At 46.0% G+C, this 23400-nt stretch carries 23 protein-coding genes; 14 read left to right on the forward strand and 9 right to left on the reverse strand.

Features of this window, described 5'->3' with window-relative positions; all coding sequences use genetic code 11:
* Positions 1 to 7 precede the first annotated feature (7 nt).
* From accC to NC796_RS07875, 6 genes are all read right to left on the reverse strand, one after another.
* Positions 8 to 1363, reverse strand: a complete 1356-nt coding sequence (accC, locus tag NC796_RS07850) for an acetyl-CoA carboxylase biotin carboxylase subunit (protein ID WP_310683680.1) — start codon at positions 1361 to 1363, stop codon at positions 8 to 10.
* A 17-nt stretch (positions 1364 to 1380) separates the two neighbouring features.
* Positions 1381 to 1863, reverse strand: coding sequence for an acetyl-CoA carboxylase biotin carboxyl carrier protein (gene accB, locus NC796_RS07855; protein WP_310683682.1), 483 nt, complete (start codon positions 1861 to 1863; stop codon positions 1381 to 1383).
* A 9-nt stretch (positions 1864 to 1872) separates the two neighbouring features.
* Positions 1873 to 2448, reverse strand: coding sequence for an elongation factor P (gene efp / locus NC796_RS07860; protein ID WP_310683684.1), 576 nt, complete (start codon positions 2446 to 2448; stop codon positions 1873 to 1875).
* A gap of 148 nt (positions 2449 to 2596) precedes the next feature.
* Complete coding sequence (locus NC796_RS07865) at positions 2597 to 3958, reverse strand: sodium-dependent transporter (RefSeq protein ID WP_310683686.1); 1362 nt, start codon at positions 3956 to 3958, stop codon at positions 2597 to 2599.
* 60 nt (positions 3959 to 4018) lie between these two features.
* Complete coding sequence (metG, locus tag NC796_RS07870; RefSeq protein WP_310683688.1) at positions 4019 to 6055, reverse strand: methionine--tRNA ligase; 2037 nt, start codon at positions 6053 to 6055, stop codon at positions 4019 to 4021.
* Positions 6056 to 6308: 253 nt separating this feature from the next.
* Positions 6309 to 6845, reverse strand: coding sequence for a TrmH family RNA methyltransferase (locus NC796_RS07875; protein WP_310683690.1), 537 nt, complete (start codon positions 6843 to 6845; stop codon positions 6309 to 6311).
* A gap of 181 nt (positions 6846 to 7026) precedes the next feature.
* On the opposite strand from NC796_RS07875, the gene greA reads away from it, so the two are divergent.
* The 5 genes from greA to NC796_RS07900 all read left to right on the forward strand — a co-directional run bounded on the left by greA (position 7027) and on the right by NC796_RS07900 (position 11903).
* Positions 7027 to 7500: a transcription elongation factor GreA gene (gene greA, locus NC796_RS07880; RefSeq protein WP_310683692.1), complete on the forward strand. Its 474-nt coding sequence runs from the start codon at positions 7027 to 7029 to the stop codon at positions 7498 to 7500.
* An 88-nt stretch (positions 7501 to 7588) separates the two neighbouring features.
* Positions 7589 to 8050: an NUDIX domain-containing protein gene (locus tag NC796_RS07885; RefSeq protein WP_310683693.1), complete on the forward strand. Its 462-nt coding sequence runs from the start codon at positions 7589 to 7591 to the stop codon at positions 8048 to 8050.
* On the forward strand, positions 8047 to 9270 hold the full coding sequence (locus NC796_RS07890; protein ID WP_310683695.1) for a hypothetical protein: 1224 nt from the start codon (positions 8047 to 8049) through the stop codon (positions 9268 to 9270). The genes NC796_RS07885 and NC796_RS07890 overlap by 4 nt, the downstream gene beginning before the upstream one ends.
* Before the next feature lie 9 nt (positions 9271 to 9279).
* The gene (locus NC796_RS07895; protein ID WP_310683698.1) at positions 9280 to 11046 is read left to right on the forward strand and encodes a caspase family protein; all 1767 of its coding nucleotides are present in this window, start codon (positions 9280 to 9282) and stop codon (positions 11044 to 11046) included.
* Complete coding sequence (locus tag NC796_RS07900) at positions 11046 to 11903, forward strand: hypothetical protein (RefSeq protein WP_310683700.1); 858 nt, start codon at positions 11046 to 11048, stop codon at positions 11901 to 11903. The genes NC796_RS07895 and NC796_RS07900 overlap by 1 nt, the downstream gene beginning before the upstream one ends.
* 42 nt (positions 11904 to 11945) lie before the next feature.
* Here NC796_RS07900 and NC796_RS07905 read toward each other — a convergent pair whose 3' ends face one another.
* Positions 11946 to 12224 (reverse strand): RNA-binding protein, encoded by a 279-nt coding sequence (locus NC796_RS07905; protein WP_310683702.1) that lies wholly within the window; start codon positions 12222 to 12224, stop codon positions 11946 to 11948.
* A 447-nt stretch (positions 12225 to 12671) separates the two neighbouring features.
* On the opposite strand from NC796_RS07905, the gene sufB reads away from it, so the two are divergent.
* The 9 genes from sufB (at position 12672) to NC796_RS07950 (ending at position 21039) form a co-directional block, all read left to right on the forward strand.
* Positions 12672 to 14120 (forward strand): Fe-S cluster assembly protein SufB, encoded by a 1449-nt coding sequence (gene sufB / locus NC796_RS07910; protein ID WP_310683704.1) that lies wholly within the window; start codon positions 12672 to 12674, stop codon positions 14118 to 14120.
* A gap of 104 nt (positions 14121 to 14224) precedes the next feature.
* Positions 14225 to 15001: a Fe-S cluster assembly ATPase SufC gene (gene sufC, locus NC796_RS07915; RefSeq protein ID WP_310683706.1), complete on the forward strand. Its 777-nt coding sequence runs from the start codon at positions 14225 to 14227 to the stop codon at positions 14999 to 15001.
* A gap of 9 nt (positions 15002 to 15010) precedes the next feature.
* The gene (gene sufD / locus NC796_RS07920) at positions 15011 to 16357 is read left to right on the forward strand and encodes a Fe-S cluster assembly protein SufD (protein ID WP_310683707.1); all 1347 of its coding nucleotides are present in this window, start codon (positions 15011 to 15013) and stop codon (positions 16355 to 16357) included.
* An 8-nt stretch (positions 16358 to 16365) separates the two neighbouring features.
* Positions 16366 to 17613 (forward strand): cysteine desulfurase, encoded by a 1248-nt coding sequence (locus tag NC796_RS07925; protein WP_310683709.1) that lies wholly within the window; start codon positions 16366 to 16368, stop codon positions 17611 to 17613.
* A gap of 119 nt (positions 17614 to 17732) precedes the next feature.
* Positions 17733 to 18284 (forward strand): NifU family protein, encoded by a 552-nt coding sequence (locus NC796_RS07930; RefSeq protein WP_310683711.1) that lies wholly within the window; start codon positions 17733 to 17735, stop codon positions 18282 to 18284.
* 61 nt (positions 18285 to 18345) lie between these two features.
* Positions 18346 to 18684 carry an iron-sulfur cluster assembly accessory protein gene (locus tag NC796_RS07935; RefSeq protein ID WP_310683713.1) on the forward strand — a complete coding sequence of 113 codons (339 nt, stop codon included), beginning with the start codon at positions 18346 to 18348 and terminating at the stop codon, positions 18682 to 18684.
* An 18-nt stretch (positions 18685 to 18702) separates the two neighbouring features.
* Entirely contained in the window at positions 18703 to 19224 is a 522-nt protein-coding gene (locus NC796_RS07940; protein ID WP_310683715.1) for a DUF2480 family protein, read from the forward strand.
* Positions 19225 to 19300: 76 nt separating this feature from the next.
* Positions 19301 to 20059, forward strand: coding sequence for a DUF1499 domain-containing protein (locus tag NC796_RS07945; protein ID WP_310683717.1), 759 nt, complete (start codon positions 19301 to 19303; stop codon positions 20057 to 20059).
* Positions 20060 to 20157: 98 nt separating this feature from the next.
* On the forward strand, positions 20158 to 21039 hold the full coding sequence (locus tag NC796_RS07950) for a hypothetical protein (protein ID WP_310683719.1): 882 nt from the start codon (positions 20158 to 20160) through the stop codon (positions 21037 to 21039).
* A 314-nt stretch (positions 21040 to 21353) separates the two neighbouring features.
* Here the strand turns inward: NC796_RS07950 and NC796_RS07955 are convergent, their stop codons facing one another.
* Positions 21354 to 22316: an NAD(P)-dependent alcohol dehydrogenase gene (locus tag NC796_RS07955; protein ID WP_310683721.1), complete on the reverse strand. Its 963-nt coding sequence runs from the start codon at positions 22314 to 22316 to the stop codon at positions 21354 to 21356.
* Positions 22317 to 22370: 54 nt separating this feature from the next.
* Positions 22371 to 22709, reverse strand: coding sequence for a hypothetical protein (locus NC796_RS07960; protein WP_310683723.1), 339 nt, complete (start codon positions 22707 to 22709; stop codon positions 22371 to 22373).
* Positions 22710 to 23400 lie beyond the last annotated feature (691 nt).

A 23400-nucleotide genomic window follows, 5' to 3' on the forward strand; every position in this document is an offset into this window, starting at 1 on the left:
GTGGTCTTTAATTATATTTATCGGGATTGAATTTAAACTCTTTCTCCAGGTAATGGGTATTGAACGTTCCTTTCTGAAAGTTGGGATCATCCATAAGCTGGAGGTGGTAAGGGATCGTTGTTTTGATGCCTTCCACAACAAACTCTGACAGTGCACGCCGCATTTTGTTGATAGCATCCTTCCGCGTTTTGGCACTGACAATCAGCTTGGCGATCATCGAGTCGTAGTGCGGGGGGATGCGGTAGCCGGCATAAGCATGGGTATCCAGGCGCACGCTGTGGCCACCGGGAGGATGAAATACGCTGATGGTACCGGCAGTTGGCCGGAAATTGTGGGCAGGATCTTCGGCGTTGATACGGCACTCAATGGCATGACCACGCATCTTCAACGGTTTGTCAGAGATCTTTTCCCCGGCTGCCACTTTGATCTGTTCTTCCACCAGGTCATAATTCGTAATTTCCTCGGTCACCGGATGCTCCACCTGGATACGGGTGTTCATTTCCATAAAATAGAAGTTCAGATCCTTGTCGACCAAGAACTCAACGGTACCGGCACCTTCATAATTGACAGAATGGGCTGCGTTAACCGCCGCTTTTCCCATTTTTTCACGTAGCTCCGGCGTCATCAGGGGAGAGGGAGATTCCTCCAAAATTTTCTGATGTCGCCGCTGCAGGGAGCAATCGCGCTCACCCAGGTGGATCACATTGCCATGCTGGTCCCCGAGGACCTGGATCTCTACGTGATGGGGATCCTGCACAAACTTCTCGATGTACACATTGGGGTTCCCAAATGCCGTTTCCGCTTCATTGCGACAGGTGCTGAACGCTTGCTGCAATTTTGACTCTTCGTGAACGATCCGCATGCCACGGCCACCGCCGCCGGCTACTGCCTTCAGGATAACGGGATAGCCGATATCTTTGCAGACCTTCTTGGCTTCCTCCAGGTCCTCAACAATACCGTCACTACCAGGTACTACGGGAACCTTGTTGCTGATCATCTTTTCCTTGGCCTTGGCTTTGTCACCCATAGTGGCAATCATTTCAGGGGAGGGCCCGATAAATTTAAGATCGTGTTCGGCACAGATCCTGGAAAATTCCGCGTTTTCAGACAAGAAGCCGTAGCCGGGATGAATCGCTTCGGCATTAGTGATTTCGGCAGCCGCCAATAAACTCGGAATTTTGAGATAGCTGTCTTTGCTGGGCGGGGGGCCAATACAGACCGCCTCGTCAGCAAATTTGACGTGCAGGCTGTCTTGGTCGGCTGTGGAGTAAACCGCAACTGTCTTAATGCCCATCTCTTTACAGGTACGGATGATACGGAGTGCAATTTCGCCGCGATTGGCGATCAATATTTTATTAAACATGGATAACTATTTTGCTGTTAGCCTATGACAAATAGAGGTTGATCGTATTCTACCGGTTCACCGTCTTCAACGAGGATTTTCTTAACCTCACCGGAATATTCCGACTCGATCTCATTCATGATCTTCATTGCTTCAACAATACAAAGGGTTTGCCCTTTTTCGACAGAATCGCCGGTTTGCACAAATGCTTCTGAATCAGGTGATGGTGAACGGTAAAACGTGCCAACGATCGGTGACTTGACCACATCCCCATCCACTTTTTCCTCTTTGGCTTCAGCTTGTGCTGACTCCCCGGACGGGGCTCCGCCGGATGGTTGTGGTTGTGAAACCTGGGCGGGAGCCTGGAACTGCTGGGCAGGAATTTGTTGTGGCAGGTTTACCTGCTGTGTATCTCCCTTTTTCTTTACCTTAATTTTAAAATCGCCTTCTTCAATGGCAACCTCGTTGACTTCACTTTCGGCTATCAGATCGAGAAGTTTCTTTATTTCTTTGAGATCCATGATTTGTGATTAGTTAGACTTAACGCGTTCTATATATTCGGAAGTGCGGGTATCAACCTTGATTTCATCCCCTTCGTTGATGAAAAGAGGTACCTGTACCGTTGCACCTGATTCAAGTGTGGCCGGTTTACTACCACCCTGGGCCGTATCGCCCCGCACGCCCGGTGTAGTTTCCACTACTTTAGAAATCAAATGATCCGGCGGTTCTGCATAAAGTACATTCTCGTTATCAGTATCGATAACAAGTGTACACTCCTGGCCGTCAGCAAAGAATTCCGCCTTCTTGACATTTTCCCTATTGACGGGAATCTGCTCATAAGTTTCCTGGTGCATGAAGTGGTAGAGGTTTCCATCAGAATACAGGAATTGGTATGGGTGGCGTTCAACCCGAATTTCTAAGAGTTTTTCGCCTGAACGGAAGGTTTTTTCAATGGTTTTATCATTGACGACGCCCTTCAACTTGGTGCGAATAAACGCCCCGCCTTTCCCCGGTTTCACATGTTGATAATCGACAATGGAGTAGAGTTCGTTCTCTACCTCTATGACCATGCCGGTCCGGAAATCAGATGTATCAATTTTAGCCATAAATATGTTCTAGTCGTAAGTAGTGAGTTTTGGGTCGTTAAATGGTTTTATTCGGAACCAAGACCCAGAACTCAACCCTAATTTAAGTTGGTCAAAAATAGCATGAGTGGTCAAGGATAACAAGCCCAAAAATCCCCGTCCATAACAGCTAAAAGAGGTTGCTTAATGCAGTCCATAAATTATAGGCAATTGCCAGGGGAGCGATGACCATAACAAACGCCGGCCACACCTTGGCAAAAAGAGTTTTTCGTATTCCCGGACTACCATTTTCCATTTCTGACAGGGCGTTCTCTGTCTTCCAGTAGTAGCCAAGGAAGAGGCAGATCAGAAGTCCCCCCAGTGGCAGTCCTATATTATTGAATATGATTACAAAAATACCGATCAGGGAGGTATTGAAAGAGATGATCAGTGATATTGCAAGGATCCCCAAACCGATAATTTGAGCTGCCTTTTTACGTGGAATTTCAAATTCATCAATAGCAAATGATACTGGTACTTCCAACAGGGAAATCGTCGAGGTGAGGGCTGCAATACTTAACAACAGGAAGAATACGACACCCACAACCATACCCAGTGTACCACCGAGTTCGTGAAAAAGTTGAGGAAGAACCTGGAAAATAAGGGAGGTGCTGGCCAGCAGGTTACCACTGTCATCAAAGATAGCTACGCCTTGTGCCTGCGCCATGTACATTGCCGGTATGATCAAGAGACCGGCCAGAAACGCGATCGAGGTATCGGCCAGTGTCACATAGGCGGCAGCACCCGGGACATTCTCCTTTTTGCTGAGGTAGGAGCCATAAGTGATTAACGCTCCCATTCCCAGTGAGAGCGAGAAGAACGCCTGGCCCATCGCGTCAAAGACAAGGTCAACGCCAACACGAGAGAAGTCGGGGTAGAGATATTCGCGGAGGCCGACGCCCGCTCCTTCCTGGGTTAGTACCCATCCGATCATAATAATAAGGATTCCGATCAGCAGCGGCATCATAAGCTTTGTGGCTCGTTCGATACCGTCGCTTACCCCGCCCAGAATAATGGATACGGTAGCGGCCATAAAGATGGTGGAAAAGACGGCATTAATGGGACCGTTATCAGTGTCAGAAATATAGGTTGCCCAATCCTGCATGCCCATGAAATAGAAGACTTCTTCAAAAACATAGCTGACGGTCCATCCCGCTATGACATTATAAAAGGAGAGGATCATCACCCCGCAGATTACGCCCCACATTCCTATGAGTGCGTACGTCCACTTGTTATCGCTGAGTGCCTTAAAGGCCCCGACAGGATTTCGACCCGTTTTTCGGCCAATCGTGATTTCTGCCACCATCACGGGAAACCCGATCAGGAAGGCGCAAATCAGATAGATAAACAGGAAAGCAGCTCCTCCATTAGAGGCAACCTGAGTTGGGAATCCCCAAATATTTCCAAGACCCACTGCAGAACCCGCAGCGGCAAGAATGAATCCCAATTTTGAATTCCAACTACCCCTTGTGTTTGCATCTGAAATAGCCAAGTGAAACTCCTTTTAGATTAAAAACAGGTTTGAAATTTTAACTATTGGGAATGGTGATTTTTATGTGATTGGGCTGCCCGGCTCAGCATCAGTTTCTACAAAGCGAAGTGATCCATCAGCCGATTCTGCCATCAGTATCATCCCGTTGCTTTCTACGCCCATCAGCGCTTTTGGCGCCAGGTTGGCCACCACACATACGCGCTGTCCCACAATATCATCCGGGTCAAAGTCAGGCGCAATGCCGGAGACGATGGTACGCGTTTCAAATCCGACATCTACTGTTAGTTTCAGCAGCTTGTCCGCCTTTTCGATATGCTCGGCCTTGGTAATTTTACCGGCCCGGATATCGATTGCGGTAAAGTCTCCAAAATCTATCTCATCCTTCAGCGGTTCATAATCTCGGGAATCTTCACCACCGCTCATCTCTTCCGCTCTGTTTTTCAGTTTTTGAAGCTGTTCGTCGATCTCCTCATCTTCAATTTTTTGGAAAAGAATTTCGCCCTGTTCAACTTCTTCTCCTGCTTTCATCAGGTTTCCATTCACCTGGTCCCACCCGATGTTTTCTGCAAGTCCTAGTTGCTGTCGGAGTTCATTCATTTTTCTGGGGATAACCGGGTGAAAAAGTACCGAGAGCGCCGATGAAATCTGAAGACAGACATGCAGGGTATTGGCACACACCTGGGGATTATCTTTCCGGGTTTTCCACGGCTCCATCTCCGTAAAATATTTGTTCCCGATACGCGCCAGGTTCATCGTTTCTGCAATTGCCTCACGGATTTTATAGAGATCGTAGTTTTCGGCAATCTTCTTTTTTTGGATCTCAATCTGTTCCAGGGCCTCTTTATCTTTTTCAGAGGGATCTTTCAGTTCGGGAACGCTGCCGTCAAAGTATTTTTCCGTAAAGGAGGTGGTCCGGAAAATAAAGTTGCCCAGGACATCCGCGAGCTCGCTGTTTACTTTTGTTTGAAAATCCTTCCATGAGAAATCAGAATCCTTCGTCTCCGGCAGGGAGGTGCCAAGCACATAGCGGAGCAGGTCAGCTTCAAAATCCTCGAGGTATTCATTCAGCCAGACGGCCCATCCGCGTGAGGTGGAAAGCTTCTTTCCTTCGAGATTCAGGAATTCGTTGGCCGGCACATTTTCCGGAAGCACGTAATCGCCGTGCTGCATCAACAGCATGGGAAAAATAATACAGTGGAATACGATGTTGTCTTTCCCGATGAAGTGCACAAGCTCCACATTCTCATCCTGCCAATACTCTTTCCAGCGGTCGGGATCTCCCTGCTGCTGCGCCCACTCTTTTGTTGCCGAGATGTAGCCGATCGGCGCATCAAACCAGACGTAGAGCACTTTGTTTTCAAATCCTTCGACCGGTACCGGCACACCCCAGGTAAGATCACGCGTCATAGCACGATCGCTAAGGCCATCATTAAGCCAGCTTTTTACCTGCCCCATTACGTTGGGCTTCCAGTTTTCCCGCGTGTCCAGCCACTCCTCCAGCTCTTTTTGGTATTTACCCATCGGCAGGTAGAGGTGCTCGGTTTTCTTGGTAATCGGCTTATTCCCGGTTAATGAGCTTACCGGATCGATTAAGTCATTGGGAGAGAGGGAGGTGCCGCACTGTTCGCACTGGTCGCCATAGGCTTCCTCATACCCACAATTCGGGCAGGTCCCTTTTACATAGCGATCGGGCAGAAACATGTCGGCTTCTTCATCATACAACTGTTCTTCTACCTTTTTACTGAATACCCCGTCATCATAAAGCTTTTTGAAAATCTCCTGCGAAGTCTCTCGGTGTACGTCCGAGCTTGTTCGCCCGTAGTAGTCAAATGAGATATTGAACTCTGCAAAAACCTTTTTATTCATCTCATGAAACTTGTCCACAATATCCTGCGGAGTGACCCCTTCTTTTTCAGCAGCAATAGTAATCGGCACGCCGTGCTCATCGGAGCCGCAAATGTAGACTACATCAGTGTCTTTAAGTCGCTTGTATCGCACAAAAAGGTCGGCCGGAAGGTAGGCGCCGGCAATATGCCCCAGGTGAATGGGTCCGTTTGCGTAGGGAAGTGCGGAAGTGACAAGAAGCTTTTTTGACATTCGAAATACTTGAATTCAGTTTTAACAGGTTATTTTGAACAGATTGCGAAGATAACAGCTTCGAAGTAAAAATCCGAAATTCGAATAGTTTAAATCCCAAAATACAGGCAGAGGGAAGATTTTCTTCCGCAGATTGCGCAGAGTGAAAATAAACAAAAAATATACTTGAACGCGGGTTGAGTTATGAAGCCATAACTCACAATAGAACCCCTCAGCCATCTCCTAACCACTCAACGCGTTATACTCTGATGATTTAATCCCAGAATTTTTGCAGAAATCCGTAGAGTGTAACGCCCACAGCTACCGATACATTTAGAGAGTGCTTATTTCCGAATTGGGGGATGTCAACAAATTCATCAATAAACGGCAGTATACATTCATCTATGCCGGTAACTTCATTGCCAAAGACCAAGCATAGCTTCTTTTCATTCGGCGGTTTGTAATCGGGAAGATGAATGCTGTGGTCGGTCTGCTCAATCCCTATGATGTGAAATCCGCCGTTTTTAAGTTGCGGGAAGATGAATTCCGGGTCTTTGAACTGTTTCCAATCAACAAACTCCTCGGCCCCGATTGCGGTTTTTGTGATCTCGGGACGTGGTGGGGCAGGGGTGATGCCTGAAATTAGAATCTCCGAGATACCGAACGCATCGGCACTGCGGAAGGCCGCTCCCACATTATGCATGCTCCGAAGGTCGTGAAGCAAAATTTTCAGGTTCCCCATCCGTTCCGGCGCCGATCTGGCCAGGTTGTTTTCCAGAATCTCTTTGGTAGAAAGTTTGTTGATTGTCATATAAGGTTACTTAGGGACCGTTTGGTAGTGAATTTAATACGGTTAAATAGTTAGCATTAATACAAATATCATGGTATTTTCATAGGCGCACAAATTAGGATGAAATACAAAGATATGTCAGCTTTTGGCTGGCTTTCTTTTTTTGAAACAGATTTTGAATGTAAAAGAATGAAACCTCACCATGAGTAAGAAGAATTACTTATCCAGAGAAGGCTTTGAAAAACTGGAAGCAGAACTCAAAGATTTGAAAACGCGAGGCCGCAAGGAGATAGCTGAAGAAATTGCCGAAGCACGGGCAAAAGGTGACCTAAGCGAAAATGCAGAGTACGATGCGGCGAAGGAAGCACAAGGGATGCTTGAAAAACGAATCTCTGAGCTTGAGAATGCGCTGGCCAATGCCCGTATTTTGGATGAGGAAGATATCAAGACGGATAAAGCTTATTTGCTTTCTACGGTTACCATCCATAATCACAGGACGGATAAAGAGGTGAAATACACACTGGTTTCCAAAGATGAGGCTGACTTCAAGGAAAATAAAATATCGATAGAATCCCCGATAGGAAAAGCTATTTTGGGCTGCGAAGTTGGGGAGGTCGTTGAAGTAGACGTACCGGCGGGAACGCTCAAGCTAGAGGTCAAAAATATTGAGCGATAAGAAAAAATAGTTGGAATTTTGGGTTTCGCTAAACCTTCCATGAGTTGCCTGATGGCTTGATCACCATATTACCAGATACTGTACATCCATGGCTCAACTGATTGATGTCTATCCCTACCGCTTAATTGGGGATGCATCTATACCTGAATTTTTTGTTGGTAAACGGGCTCCGGGGAAAGTATATGCAGATCAGTGGAGAATGGTGGGTGGTAAGGTAATAGATGGTGAAAAAGCCTGGGAAGCAGCATTTCGTGAGTTAAAGGAAGAAACAGGTGTTGTGCCGGTAAAATTCTGGTCGCCACCCACATTGAACCAGTTTTACGAGCCTTCTTCGGATACAGTCCATCACATCCCGGTTTTTGCAGCCCGGCTACCTGCTGGTGCCGGAATCAAGCTCAACGAGGAACACTCCGACTACAAATGGATTACGATTGATGTAGCAGAACGTTATATTAACTGGCCGGAACAGCTCCGGATAATGCAGCTAATTCACCAAATATTGACTTCACAAGCGATATTACAAGACTGGATCATCCCGATTAATAAATGAAAATCACTCCCTTCCGAACAACCGTTGTCGCCACGTTTCTTATCCTTTTTTTTGCCACATCAGGGTGGTCCCAGGATTCCAGAGGCTACGAGTTGCTACCATATCCCGACGTATGGTATAATGATGTTGACGGCATCAGGGTTGGTGCCCGTCTTATCGGGCAGGTGCCAGGGACGTTTGGAGACGGCCCCCACCGATTAAATGCGGGAGTTTGGCTTGGTACCTGGTGGCCAGAAAATCCCGTTTCCTACAATTTTGTGTTTACCGAACCGATTCCCTCCATTTCAGGATTTAACAGCGAGGGAAATGTCCAACTCCTTAGCTCTGTCCGAACAGGTCTCTCAAGGCACAGCATTCGTTTTAACAAGCGGTGGCAGCCCGGATTTAATGAGTATCACTACTTTGAAATTTCAGCGGGTCTCACCACACAAAAACGGTTTGACCTGGCATACACACAATACCCAAATACCTGGCAGCAGGATTGGCTGTGGCTTGGGAATCTACAATTCAGGCTGCAAAATGAGAACGGGCTGGGCCGATACCGGTTCCACAGCGATTTGTCTGTCAATATGTTTGGTGATGCCCCGTCATTCACGCAGTCTGAGACCCAATTTGTACAGCGGGCGTTACTTGGAAAGGGATTCGTCCTGCGAGGTCGACTATTTGCAGGAATCGCCTCTAACCAGGCTGTACCGGAGTTCCTGTTTGGCCGCAGCTTTCGCTCCACGGGGCAGTGGGTCCAAAACAGCCTCGTTCGGGCCAAGGGCACCATTCCAACAACGTGGATGGATTCCGGTATTTTCCAGGTCGCCGGCGGAGCAAACTTGCGTGGATATAGTGAACAGGATATTTCTGCCCTGGAAAGAGGACAACGCCCGTTGTTAACTTCTGTGGGGTCCGTGAATATTGAAATTGATTACCCGAACCCTGTCGATCATGCGATAAAAAAGATACCAACGGTTGGAAAGTTGATGCAACTGCGCTCATACCTCTTCAATGATACCGGCACTTCCCTTGGATTGACAGGGCAGGAAGAGTCGCGCGTTTTGTCTGATGCCGGGCTGGGATTTATGTTGTCTTTGAATATTCCAGACTACCTTGGTAATCCGCGTGGCCTTATGTTACGTTATGACATACCACTATGGTTGTCGCATCCCGAAGGAGATCAGCATTTTAGCTACAGAAGTGTAGTTGGAGTAGGTGCAATTTTTACATTTTAAACGTCTGATTTGAAACGCATTCTGCCATATTACTTGTTCTCACTCTTGCTTTTGGCAGGGGCCTGTACCAATCCGCGCTGGATAGTGAAGGATAGTCAAACGATTGATCCCGAGGATTACACGCTAATTTCATCGAAGGAATTTCCTGCCGTTGCCCAGCCACCCACGCACGAGGACCCGGTGCTGCATATCCAGATTATGTCGAAACGGAATTATGAGTATGCCCAGAAAGTGTTGATGGCTCGTTATGTTCAAGATTACAAGATGCGGCCTGTCTTCTTTTCTTTGGGCTTGATGGGCGCTGCCACAGCTTTTTACCTGGCAAACTCCGATGCGATTAATGATGTAAACGGGCGACTGGAGACGGTAACACTGAATGCCGTTGGGGGACTGCTGGCTGTAAGTAGTATTTTTAATTTTAAGCCCGTTGGAGAGCCCCGGCCTACGGGGGAAGAGCGGTTTCTGCGTACTTCCGGGACCCAGATTCGAACTGATACCACGCAGCTTAATGAAACGGGGCGTGATTCTGCGGTGGTCAATATATTCTATGACGGTCGACCGGTTGCTGAAAATCAGCGTTATGCCATTAGCAGTGGACAGATGAATATAGATCTGGGCAGTTCCCTGAGCCAGATGGAGATTACAGATAAAAACCCCGATTCTGTTGGCGTCAGTGTTGATTACAGCGACAGCACCTATGCCTTTTCCTTCCCACTGACCTCAATCCTGAGACCCTTTGCCAAAGTGGAGTCTTCAATGACAGAACTCAGAAACGCTCCCGGGGAATCCTCCCAGAATGTTCTGGCTGAACTTATCCAGGACAGTCAGCTTCAAATTGTAGAAGAGGTTGATCAGGATTGGTATAAAGTGCTTTATGGTATTTCAGAGAATTATGTGTCACGCAGCGACGTCTCACTGGTCTGGCGAACCTCCGATTTTGCCAAGAAAAATCAAGTGGTGGCAGTTCCAACCGTACCATTCGGGAAAATTGATGTCGAGAGTAATATCCCCATTCTTAATTTTTCTAACAGGAATGGAATGGGGTTGATCATCGGCAACGAGGAGTATCAAGGTGATTATTCTCCCCGGAAATACACCATCCGGGATCTGCAGCTGATGGAGGCCTACCTTGATAATGCGCTGGGATATCCGGCCAGCCGAATCGAAAAGATGGAAAACCTCAAGAATCGGCAACCGATAGATTCTACGCTGGCACTTATGCAGTATATGGCAACCGATAGTTCTGAAATTTTTGTATACCTGAGTGGATATGGCGTGCTGGAAAAGGTACAGGGCGACTACCAGCCTGCACTGTTGTTAACTTCGGAAGGGGAGGGTAATGAAACAGTTAACCTAATCGATCTTTACAAATCTCTGGCCAGCATTCCCGCACAAAAAACAGTCATTATAAATAATATCGATTTTCGACGTTCCGTAGATGCCATTAATGACAGCACTGATATTTTCATCCAGAGCCTGCAGCAGCCACTTCAGAACAGTGCTATCACGTTGACGAATCAAAATGAAGGGTTAACGATCATCTTTTCTTCCGAATTAGACCAGTCAACTCATACCTACCTTGGCAATGGCCAAGAGGATAAAAAACACCATATTTTTCCCTATTTCTTTTCAAAGGCATTGCAGGAACGCAGAACAGTAATTTCAGATCTCTACCAGTATCTTCAGCGCAATGTGTCGTACACTGCACGCAAGCTGCATGACGAGCCTGAAGATCCAATCATTTTTGGTAATCGCTCGATCAACCTGGCAGAATAATGAGCTATTTTTACCTGCTGGCAAGTGCCGCCTGTTCCCTCATTTTAGTGCACTTAATGAAGGAAGGCGAGCACCGCAAATTACGGATGCTAAACACATTTACCATTAACTATCTTGTTGCTGCGATAGTAGCATTCGGATTGGGAGGATTTCCTTCCTTTTCGATTGAGGCCACTGGTTTTACCAATCCCGCCTTTATTTTTGCAGCCGTGACAGGTGCTGTTTTCATTGGAAATTTCCTGGTCTACAGCAAATCAATTCATCTCAATGGAATGGGTGTATCCGTCGCTGCGATGCGGCTTTCTCTGCTGCTGCCCGTTTTGCTCTCCGTTTGGCTGTATGGAGAGCGAGTTACGACAAATAAGCTCCTTGGGCTTCTGTCGGTATTTACCGCGCTGGGCCTGCTGATTCCCAAGAAACAAAATATCCGGTTTCGCAAGATTGATGCTGCATGGCTTTTGCTGATCATATTCTTGCTAACCGGACTGGCCGATTCATCGCTCAAAATTTATGAAGAGGATTTCAGCATGCAGTTTAGCGAGTTAAGTTTTATGGGACTGGTGTTTAGCTGCGCCTTTATTATTGGTCTTATTTGCAGCATGTTTGGCCAAGGGAACCTGGTAACACGTCGGGAAGTGTTTATGGGTTGCCTGATTGGAATCCCGAACCTGTATTCTGCCGTGTTTTTGATTTATGCCCTCCGGGAAATCGATGGTTCTGTAGCCTATCCGATTGTGAACATTCTGAATGTAGTGGGTGGGACCTTGATCGGTTTATGGATATGGGGGGACAGGGTCTCAAAACTTCAGTGGCTTGGCATTACAGTAGCTGTGGCAGCCATTCTTCTGTTGGTATAGAAACAGGCCTGCCAACTTGTTGCTGACAGGCCTGTGAATTTATCAACGATTGAACTCTTTCCGTTTATCCCGATTTTCTCTAGGACGGGCTATATTGACTTTTAGAGTACGACCCTCGTACTCCGCGCCATCAAGTTCATCAATGGCTTCTTGTGCTTCTTCTTCATTTTCCATCTCAACAAAGCCAAATCCTTTTGACCGATCAGTTTCACGATCAGTAATGACTTTGGCAGAAGTTACAACTCCGAACTCTTCAAACAGTTCTCTTAGATCATCACTGGAAACCCCATAATCAAGGTTTCCAACATACAGGTTAGTCATTGCTGGAATAAGTAATTAGTTAGTAATAAAACAGGGATAGTCGGAAAGATTTGAATTAATAGCAGTAGGCCATCTCTATCAAAATATTTGCCGCCAGAACCTGGTTAACAATTGAAATTACACTTTTCGAAAATATGAACCTAATAAAAAATGAAATACAGAATTATTTTAACACTTTTAACCAGCAGGTCCTGTAATAGCCCTGGCTTATATGGCAGATAGAACCTTTCAATTGCCTGAAGCGGTTTGAATCATGATATTTCACCGTTCTAATACAGAAGATGAGATAGCTGGAAATAGTCACTCGCTTTAGTTTTTCTTGCGCAACATTTTATGTATCTTCTAGCGTTTATATAGACTTAATATAGATGATTACGAACGGATCATTCGAACTGATTGTTTGCCAAACAGAAGTTAATAAATAAGTAAAATCAGCAACCAATATTTATGAGTGAAACAGAAGCACTTGAATCAATGGTTGGTGGTGAGTACAAGTATGGCTTTACCACTGATATTGAATATGAAGATTTTCCCACGGGTATCAATGAAGATATTATTCGTGAAATTTCACGCCGGAAAAATGAGCCGGAGTGGGTAACGGAGTTTCGTCTGGAAGCGTTTGAGAAATGGAAGAAGATGGAAGAGCCGGACTGGGCGAACATAGAATATAAAAAGCCGGATTACGAGAATATTCAATATTATTCAGCTACTAAGAAAAAGAATGATAAAAAGGCCGAAAGTCTGGATGATATAGATCCCCAGATTAAAGAAACATATGACAAGCTGGGTATTCCGCTGGAAGAACAAAAAATGCTTCAGGGTATCGCGGTTGATGCTGTATTCGACAGTGAATCTATTTTCACTACGTTCAAGGAGAAACTTGCAGAGGCGGGGGTTATTTTCTGCTCTATTTCTGAAGCCATTCAAGATCATCCTGAACTGGTAAAAAAATACCTTGGTACCGTCGTACCCAAAGGGGATAACTTTTTTGCGGCACTAAACTCTGCTGTATTTTCAGACGGATCGTTTGTGTATGTACCTAAAGATACCGTGTGCCCGATGGAACTTTCCACGTACTTCCGTATCAACAACATGCAGTCCGGGCAGTTTGAGCGAACGCTCATCATATGTGAGGACAACAGCCACGTAAGTTATCTTGAAGGCTGTACTGCACCGATGTACCAGGAAAATCAGCTGCATGCAGCAGTTGTTGAGTTGGTTGCTCTTGAAGATGCAGAAATTAAATACTCCACCATTCAGAACTGGTATTCCGGTGATGAGAAGGGGCAGGGCGGTATTTTCAACTTTGTAACCAAGCGTGGCCAGTGCCGCGGTGACAACTCCAAGATTTCTTGGACGCAGGTTGAGACCGGATCCGCCATTACGTGGAAATATCCCAGTGTGATACTTGCTGGTGATAACTCGGTTGGAGAGTTTTTCTCTGTAGCTGTGACCAACAAACGCCAGCAGGCTGATACCGGTACCAAAATGATTCATGTCGGCAAGAACACAAAGAGTACGATCATTTCGAAAGGTATTTCTGCCGGAGAATCCAACAACAGTTACCGCGGACAGGTAAAAATCAGTCCACGTGCTGAAAATGCCAGGAACTATTCGGTTTGCGACTCTATGCTGATCGGGCAAACATGTGGGGCGCACACCTTCCCATATATTGAGTCAGCCAACCCCACGGCCAAAGTTGAGCACGAAGCTTCAACAAGCCGGGTAGGCGAAGATCAAATTTTCTACCTGCAGCAGCGTGGAATGGATGAAGATGACGCTGTCAACCTCATCGTGAACGGCTTCTGTAAAGAGGTACTTAAGGAGCTCCCGATGGAGTTTGCAGTTGAAGCTGATAAGCTGCTCGGTATTAAGCTTGAAGGCAGCGTTGGATAAGTCACTGCTGTCTCGATTCACTGCTGTTTATCATCACATGCAGGAATAGCTGACTTGAAATAATCAATTCGAAACTAAAATAAACTTTAAAGGAAACATCTAACGTGCTAGAGATAAAAGACTTACATGTCATTGCCGAAGAGGATGGAACTAAGATTCTCAAAGGCGTCAACTTAACTATTGGAAAAGGTGAAATTCATGCGATCATGGGCCCGAACGGGAGTGGTAAAAGTACACTCTCAAAAGTAGTTGCAGGCCATGAGGCATATGAAATAACCCAGGGAGATATCCTTTTTGAAGGTGAAAGTATTCTGGAATTGGAAGCTGATGAGCGAGCTCATCTCGGGCTTTTTCTCGCGTTTCAATATCCAGTGGAAGTTCCTGGCGTCACCAATTCAAATCTGTTGCGTGAAGCCTACAACACCATGGCAGAGCATCGCGGGTGGGAAGAGCTAGATCCGCTGGAGTTTGAAGACTACGCCAAAGAGAAGCTTGATCTGATTAAGATGAGTCCTGAATTCCTGGAACGCAGCGTTAATGCGGGGTTCTCGGGCGGTGAAAAGAAGAGGAATGAAATCTTCCAGATGGCCGTGCTGAACCCGAGATTAGCCCTCTTGGATGAGACTGATTCAGGTTTGGATATTGATGCCCTCAAAATTGTGGCTAATGGTATTAACGAGCTTGCCAGTGAAGAGAATACTTTTGTTCTCGTAACGCACTACCAGCGTATCCTCGACTATGTGGTACCGGACCACGTTCACATTATGATGAATGGCAAAATTATTAAATCCGGTGATAAAGAGCTTGCTAAGAAGCTCGAAGATGAGGGTTATGAATGGGTCGCTGAACATTCACCTGTAGCAGTAAATGGAGAATCGTAAACAGAAACTATGTCTAATATTACTAAACAAAAGAATAAAGATACGTTCCTTTCAGACCTGTTGGAATTCCAAGGGTCTTTGAATGGGAAATCTAATTTATTAGATGAACTACGCCTGAAAGGGGCTGACGAAGTTCGCAATGGACGTTTCCCACAACCGAAAGATGAAGATTGGCGTTTCATCAGTCTAAGAGAACTATACCAGGATAACTATAAAGCTGCTGATGAGCTGAAGGATCAGGTTGAATCGGTTGATTTCAGCAATTACCTGCTGCCCGAAGCCGAGAAATCACGACTGGTATTCATCAATGGGGAGTTCTCTGAAGAACACTCCAATGTTGATGCACTTCCTAAAGGAGTGAAAGCCGGTAACCTGGCCTCGTTTGCTGCTAAAGACGACAAGCAGATTAAAAAACACCTTAACCAGTATGCTGATTTTGAAGACGATATTTTTACATCCTTCAATAATGCATTTCTGCAAGATGGAGCGTTTATCTACGTTCCGGAAGGAGTTGAGGTCGAAGCACCGGTTCACATCCTTTTTGTTCAAACCGATGCTCCTGAAAACTATTTCGTAACTCCGCGTTGCCTGGTAGTGGCTGAGAAATCTTCCAAGCTGAACCTTGTTGAAGATTATGTTGGTCTTGGAGGAAACAAGTATTTCAACTGCCCGGCTATTGAAGTAAACCTGGAAGAGGAAGCACACGTTATTCACACTCGTATACAGCGAGACAGTGAAAAGTCGATCCATATTGGAAGAGTGGGAGCGCACGTAAACCACCATTCCAACTATGAGTCGTACACGATCAACATCGGGGCGAAGCTTTCTCGAAATGAGCCGCGTGTGACGCAATTGGCCGAAGAAGTAGAGTTTACGCTCGACGGACTCGTGTTGATTGACGGGGACCAGGTGTCCGATACGCACTCCGTTATGGATCACCGATTCTCTCACGCCGAGAGTCACCAGCTGCACAAGTGCGTAATTAACGACAAGGCGCACTCGGTTTTCAACGGCAAAATCTTTGTCCGCAAGGATGCGCAAAAGATCGATTCATTCCAGGAAAACCGGAATCTGTTGCTTTCTCGCGGCGGAACGGTAAATACCAAACCACAGCTCGAAATTTTTGCTGATGATGTCGTATGTACACATGGTGCAACCGTTGGTCAGCTGGAGGAAGACGAAGTGTTCTACCTCAAGAGCCGTGGACTAACGGAAGAGAAAGCTCGTGAACTGCTCGTATATGCATTTGCACTCGAAACTATCGAGAATATCCCGGTTGATTCAGTGCAAGAACTGTTGGTTAACGAAGTTCACAATTTCACGAACCGTCAGCTTGATTCTGAACTTGTAGTCTAAAACCTAAAATGGCTGAAGCTATTAAAACCATATCGGACTACACGGTAAACTTTGATAAGATCAGAGATGATTTCCCCGTCCTGAATCAGCAGGTTATGGGGAAACCTCTGGTCTATCTCGACAATGCGGCCTCCAGCCAGATGCCACAAACGGTGATCGACCGTATCAACCGCTACCACTCCTCGGAACATGCCAATGTGCACCGTGGGATTCACACATTGAGCCAGAAGGCTACCGACGAGTTTGAACTTGCACGTAAAAAGGTGCAAAAGCTGATCAACGCTGAGTACGAGCATGAGATTGTCTACACTACCGGTACCACCGATTCTATCAACCTGGTAGCCAACAGTTTTGGCCGAAAGTTCTTTTCAGAAGGAGATGAGATTCTCATTTCTGAAATTGAGCATCATGCCAACATTGTTTCCTGGCAGCTTATCGGCGAGCAGACCGGTGCTAAATTGAAAGTGATTCCTGTTAATGATGACGGCGAACTGATCTGGGAAGAATACGTGGAGGCGCTGAATGAAAACACGGCGATTGTTGCAATCACGCATGTATCCAATGCATTAGGTACTATCAATCCTGTTAAGGAGATTGTTGCGGAGGCCCACAAGCACGATATCCCTGTATTGCTGGATGGGGCACAAGCAGCTCCTCACAGCAAGATCGACGTTCAGGATATCGATTGTGATTTCTACGCTTTTTCCGCTCACAAGATGTGCGGTCCCACAGGATTCGGCATTTTATATGGAAAAGAAAAATGGCTGGAACAGATCCCACCTTTCCGTGGCGGCGGTGAGATGATCGACAAGGTCACATTTGAGGAGACGACCTACAACCGGCTACCATATAAGTTTGAAACCGGCACACCGCCCATTGCTGCGGGAATCGGCTATAGCACTGCGATCGACTACCTGAATGATATCGGCATGGAACAGATTGCTGCCCGCGAACAAGAGCTGCTTGATTATGGCACAGAGCAGCTGCAAAAGATTGAAGGGCTGCGCATTATCGGTACAGCCAAAGAGAAGGCCTCGGTGCTCTCTTTTGTCTTCGATGACATTCACGCCACCGACGTTGGGACAATTTTAGATCAGCAGGGAATAGCGATACGAACCGGGCATCATTGTGCTCAGCCTTCAATGCGCAGATTTGACGTACCTGCTACGGCACGCGCTTCTCTCAGTTTTTACAATAATAAAGTGGATATAGATCGGCTTGTGGAAGGCATCAAGAAAGCAAAAGAGTTGTTTTAAAGTAAAGCATGATAGATGCCGTCTATGAGCGTTATCTTAAGAAATGATTTTTAACGAAATTTATTTCTATTTATATTCGTTCTAAATAATGGACGGAAGAATAAATCAATACTTCAGTTATGCCTAAAATTAAAGAAATCGAGCGTACTCCAAATCCTGATGCAATGCGGTTTGTACTAGACGAACCGCTTACAAATGGTGTGACCAAATCCTTTGAAAACCCCTCCGAAGCAGAGGAGGATGAATTGGCCAATGCACTTTTTTCAATCGATCACGTTTTAAATGTCTACTACGTTGACAAGTATGTGACGGTTACCCAGGATGGTCAGGCTGTATGGTCTGAGCTGCTTCGCAAGCTCGCTCCGCCAATTCGTGAAGCCAAGGCACAGCTTGATGCTACTGAAGACGACGAGGTGCATGCAACGAAAGAAGTTCAGGAAAGTGATGACCCCCGGCTGGTCCAGATTAATGAAATGCTTGATGACCAAGTTCGGCCATACCTCTTGGCAGATGGCGGTGGACTCAAGATTTTGGGCTTAGAAGGCAATCGCCTGAAGGTGCATTACCAAGGGGCATGTGGAACCTGTCCGACAGCGACTTCGGGAACACTCTATGCTATCGAGAGCATGGTGAAACGTATTGATCCCGAAATTGAGGTGGTTTCCGTCTAGATATTAACCCCGGTAATTTATTTGAATTAGCTGGATTTAATTTAGAAAGAATATAACAGATATGTCCATTTCCGTCAGTGAACGAGCGGCCGACCGCATAAATGAGATACGAAAGGAGCAGGATATTCGAGAAGATGCGCTTCTTCGTGTAGGTGTCGTCAGTGGGGGCTGCTCTGGGCTCACCTATGAGCTGGATTTTGATACCAAATTGTCTGAAGATGACGACAAAGAAAAGCTCTTTGAAGACAAAGGGATCAGATTGGTTGTGGATATGCGTAGCTTTCTTTACCTGTCCGGAACTACGCTCGATTTTACGGAAGGCCTCAACGGGGAGGGATTCCATTTTCACAACCCCAATGCCTCCCGGACCTGCTCCTGCGGTGAATCCTTTTCAATCTAAAGATGATCAATTCAGTTTATGGCTACTGCAGAAGGTGAAATCGTTAACAAGGTTAAACAGTCTAAAAAGCTTGTTACGATTGACTTGCAAAAATTCTATGACGAAACGCCTGTCGTTGAACTGGATCTCAAGGATTTTCTTTACGAGGGGTTAATCCTTAAGGAGGAATACTTCCGGGAGAAGCTGGAAGATCACGATTGGTCTAAGTACGAGGGAAAATATCTAACGGTATTCTGTTCCACGGATGCCATCATAACCCGGTGGGCATACATGCTGATTGTATCTTATGCCACACCATATGCCAAGGATATCTTCGAGGGCAGGGAAGAGGAACTTTTATTTGAACTGTACAGGAGAAAATTGGATTCGGTGGACTGGACCGAATATGAAGACCGGTTTGTCCTGCTGAAAGGATGCAGCAACAAGCCCGTACCAGAAAGTATTTATATACACGCCACCAAAAAGCTCCTTCCACATGTGGCCAAGTTGATGTACGGCGAAGCCTGCTCCAACGTGCCGGTATATCGCAAGTCTCGGTAGTTATTTTAGGCGGGAAATTTGTGGAAGTTACTCAAGGTTTGTTACTTACCATGAATAACTAACAATAGGTACGAACATGGAGTCGTCAAACCAACAACCGCCACTGTCTAAATTAGCCGTCACTTCATTACTCTTCTCCATTGTCGGTGCATTAGTTTTTTTGATGTCTGGTTACGGATACCAGTGGGGTTGGTGGGGCTTGTACACCTCGTTCCGCATATTGATACCCGGCGGTGCCATTCTTGGTGTTATCGGTATGATTCTCGCCTTCGTTTTTCCCTTTGTTAACAAATCCGACAGTCCGCCAGTCAGGGGAAAAGGCATGCTCTATGCCGCTGCTATTCTTGGGTTGATAGTAGTTGCCAATTTTGGTTATTGGTTTTACCAGGCACAGCAGTACCCGCCCATACATGACATCACCACAGATACGCAGAACCCACCCCAGTTTAGGGCCATTGTTCCATTGCGAGCCGATGCACCGAATGCAACTGAATATGGTGGGGAAGAGGTGGCCAAAGTGCAGAAAGAGCACTACCCCGATATCGAGACGCTCGTTTTACAAGAGCCGTATCCTGAGGCATTCAAACAGGCGTTGGAGGCTGCAGAATCTACTTCCTGGGAGATTGTGGGGTATGACGACGCAGAAGGACGTATTGAGGCTACCCATACACTTCCGTGGTACGGATTCAAGGATGACGTAGTAATTCGTGTAGACACCGCTGATACCGATTCACTGGCTAGCAAGATCGATGTACGTTCGGTCTCACGCATTGGGCGCGGTGATATCGGGGTGAATGCTGACCGTATTCGAAGTTACCTGCAACGTTTACAATAGAAATCCCATCATCTATAGCTGATTTTCTCCTGTCTCAATTCTATATTCAGGCTCCTTAATTTTACCAGCAAATTATCTACCGAAGAGGTTATAAAGTAATGAAGCAGTGCGCTTTCCTGACCATGGATCGTCTTGACGATTTTGTTCACTATGATTATTTGCTAAATGAACCGCTGGGCCAGTTGGGTTGGAACGTGACGGATGTGCCCTGGAGAGGCAATGATACCGATTGGGATCAATTTGATGTCGTTGTTATCCGTTCTCCATGGGATTACCAGGATGATCCAGATAGGTTTATGGAGGTTCTGCAACAGATACAGGATTCCTCTGCACAGCTAGAGAACTCACTTGACTTGGTTCGATGGAACATCGATAAAACCTACCTGAAGGACCTGGAGCAACAGGGGATCGGTATTGTGCCCACAGAATGGGGAACTAAAGATGTAGGGTTGGAGAAAGAACGCCTCCTGCAGTTTTATGACTATTTCAATACTGAAGAAATTGTTATAAAGCCAACTATCAGTGCAGGCGCCGATGACACATTTCGACTGACGAGGGAAGGGGCTAAAAAGCAATTTTCTGAGTTGAAGAAGGTGTTTGCAAACCAAGCGTTTATGGTGCAGCCGATGATGAAGCACATCCTGGATGAGGGGGAGTATTCCCTGATCTATTTTGGCGAAGTGTACAGCCATACGCTGCTCAAAACACCGAAAGATGCTGATTTCCGGGTGCAGGAGGAACATGGAGGGCGATTGAAAACGGTGGAACCGGAGCCATTACTACGTGAAATATCTGACCAGCTGGTAACAAAGATTGATCCGACTCCACTTTACAGCAGGGTGGATATGGTCCGCGATGGCGATACGTTTTTGCTTATGGAGCTGGAGCTTATTGAGCCTTCTCTCTACTTCAATATGGATCCGGAGTCGCCCGCACGGTTTGCCCGCTTTCTGGATGGCTGGATGGAGAAAACAAAGTAGGGTAAGACAGTAAGATTCATACCCGTGAGAAAGTATAGTTCAGCGTATTTACCGGTTGAATTTAGAGTTGCTATACAGTCTCTGCGAGATCTGCGTAATCAGTGGGAGAACGACAGGACCCGCAGATGACGCGGATTCCGCAGATTGTCTGGGACATCCATCTTTATGATCGCCCGTAAAGATGACTAACTGGGAAACGCATTATAGTCATAGTGCAGATAATTGGACCAATCAGCGCCAACGATTTTGTTATCAGTTATCGGGAAACGTTCATCCAGCTGTTTTGCTATAATGCCATCCCTTCACAGGCTATTTTAATCCACCGTTATGACCACATTTCCCGTTTTGAATCCTTTCTCAACATATCGGTAAGCATCTGCGATCTGATCCAGTGGATATTTACGGTCTATCACAGGGGTGAAGTGGCCCTCTTCAATGAGTTTCTTAACGAGAAGTGCACTCTTCTTAACATCATAGGGGAAGGGAAACCTCACTGTTTTACCGCCCATCAATGGTGTGACAAGTGCAAGGATCGGATTTTGCACCATATCCCCCAACTCTGATGAGATGTAAGCTCCCCTGGATTTAAGCAATGGTTTACATTTGGCAAATGAACTTTTACCAACGGTGTCAAAAACAAAATCAAATTGTTCGTTTATCTTGGTAAAATCCTCTTTTTGGTAATCAATGGCCTTCTCAGCCCCAAGGGATTTCACGAGTTCTATGTTTTCTGTGCCGCATACCGCCGTAACCCTGGCATCATAATATGTTAAAAGCTGTACGGCCGCCGAGCCGATTGCACCGGTAGCCCCATTAACCAGCACCTTGTCTCCATGGTTAAGCTCAACTTTATTAATAAAGTTATACGCATAATGGGCTCCCTCAATGCTGGCAGCTGCCTGTTCATAGGTGACATTTTCCGGCATTGTACCTATCCCTTTATCTTCCGGAAACGTCATATACTGGGCATGTGAACGGAGGCCGCCGTCATCAAATCCAAAAACGCGATCTCCAACCTCAAATGAGGTCACGGCATTACCAACCGCTTCAACCTCTCCGGCAAAATCAGTTCCCGTAATTGAATTCCTGGGTCTGAACAGGCCCAATATAAAACGCATGATGAACGGCTTGGCACGAAGTATGGCACAATCAGTACGATTTACCGTTGTCGCATATACTTTTACCAGGACTTCGTTGTCGGCGTTGACTGGTTTATCTACTTCTTTTAATTGTAGTATATCCGGTGAGCCATATTGGTTCGCTACAACTGCTTTCATATTATTTAACTGGTTGGGTTAATAGGTATGGGGCAGTATAAAACGCGTCATTCTTTAACCAGGGGGAGGAGATTCTTTAAATGGCATTTCTACAAGTTCCGAGACCTCAAGAGACCCTCCGATATCCAGGAATGGGCAGCCTTTGGCGATGGTTAGTGCCGACGTCATGGAGTCAGTCTCAATGATGGTGTAACCGGAAATTCCAGTAGAACTGCCCGTACCAACCTTGCCATCTGGACTTATAGTTTTTGTATTTTTGAATGGATTGGCGGGACTGACAGCAGCATCACCCAGTGCTGACAACCACTTCATATATTTTGAGAAGTGCTGTTTTTGCTCTTCCGGACTGGAGGATTGGTTTCCTCCCACATAAACAAATATGAATTGTGGCATTTGCATATCTCCCTATTTAATGTTGTTGTTTTTCCCTGATCAAATATTGGATGGAAAAATATTAATGGCCAGTAATTTCAGTTTACGGCATCCTGGTAATAAAACAAACTCAGGAATAGCATTTTTTAGTGAGAAGGGGCAAATTCGAGATGTTATACCTTTAAGTTCTAGATCAAAAGGTCCAAAGTCAGAACGTCGAAGGTCGGAAGGTCTAAGGTTGAAAGTTGTTGAAGTGTTTAGTCGTTGAATTGTTGAAGTAATTCTAACCTTACCGAACTTGGTACCGTTCGCTCTGCGGCGGTATACCAGATTGACGCTCTGCGTCGAACGCATCCATATCAACGAGTTTAGCGATTAGAGGGAGTTTAGTCTGATAAATTGCCGTTTGTTGGGGCACGATGCATCGTGCCCTTACCATTTATTGGTCCCAGAACTGGGTTTAAAACCCTGCACTTTCAGTGCAGAACTTTAGTATTTCGAAAAATCTATAGCGAGCGAGGTCACCTGTTTTTTTGGGGCGAGTATGTCTGGTCGTATTGTACTAGCACGAAATTCCCCCTTCGAATGTTCTGTTCGGGGACATGGTTTACACCCGTTCGGGGAGATCCTTTACACTTTTTAATTAGCATGTTGATTTACAGTAATTGTTCGAATTTGTTGATGGCAAAAATAGACGTCATACCTGTCCTCG

The organism is Aliifodinibius sp. S!AR15-10 (genome assembly GCF_031569985.1).
Taxonomy (GTDB): Bacteria; Bacteroidota; Rhodothermia; order Balneolales; family Balneolaceae; genus JAMQKA01.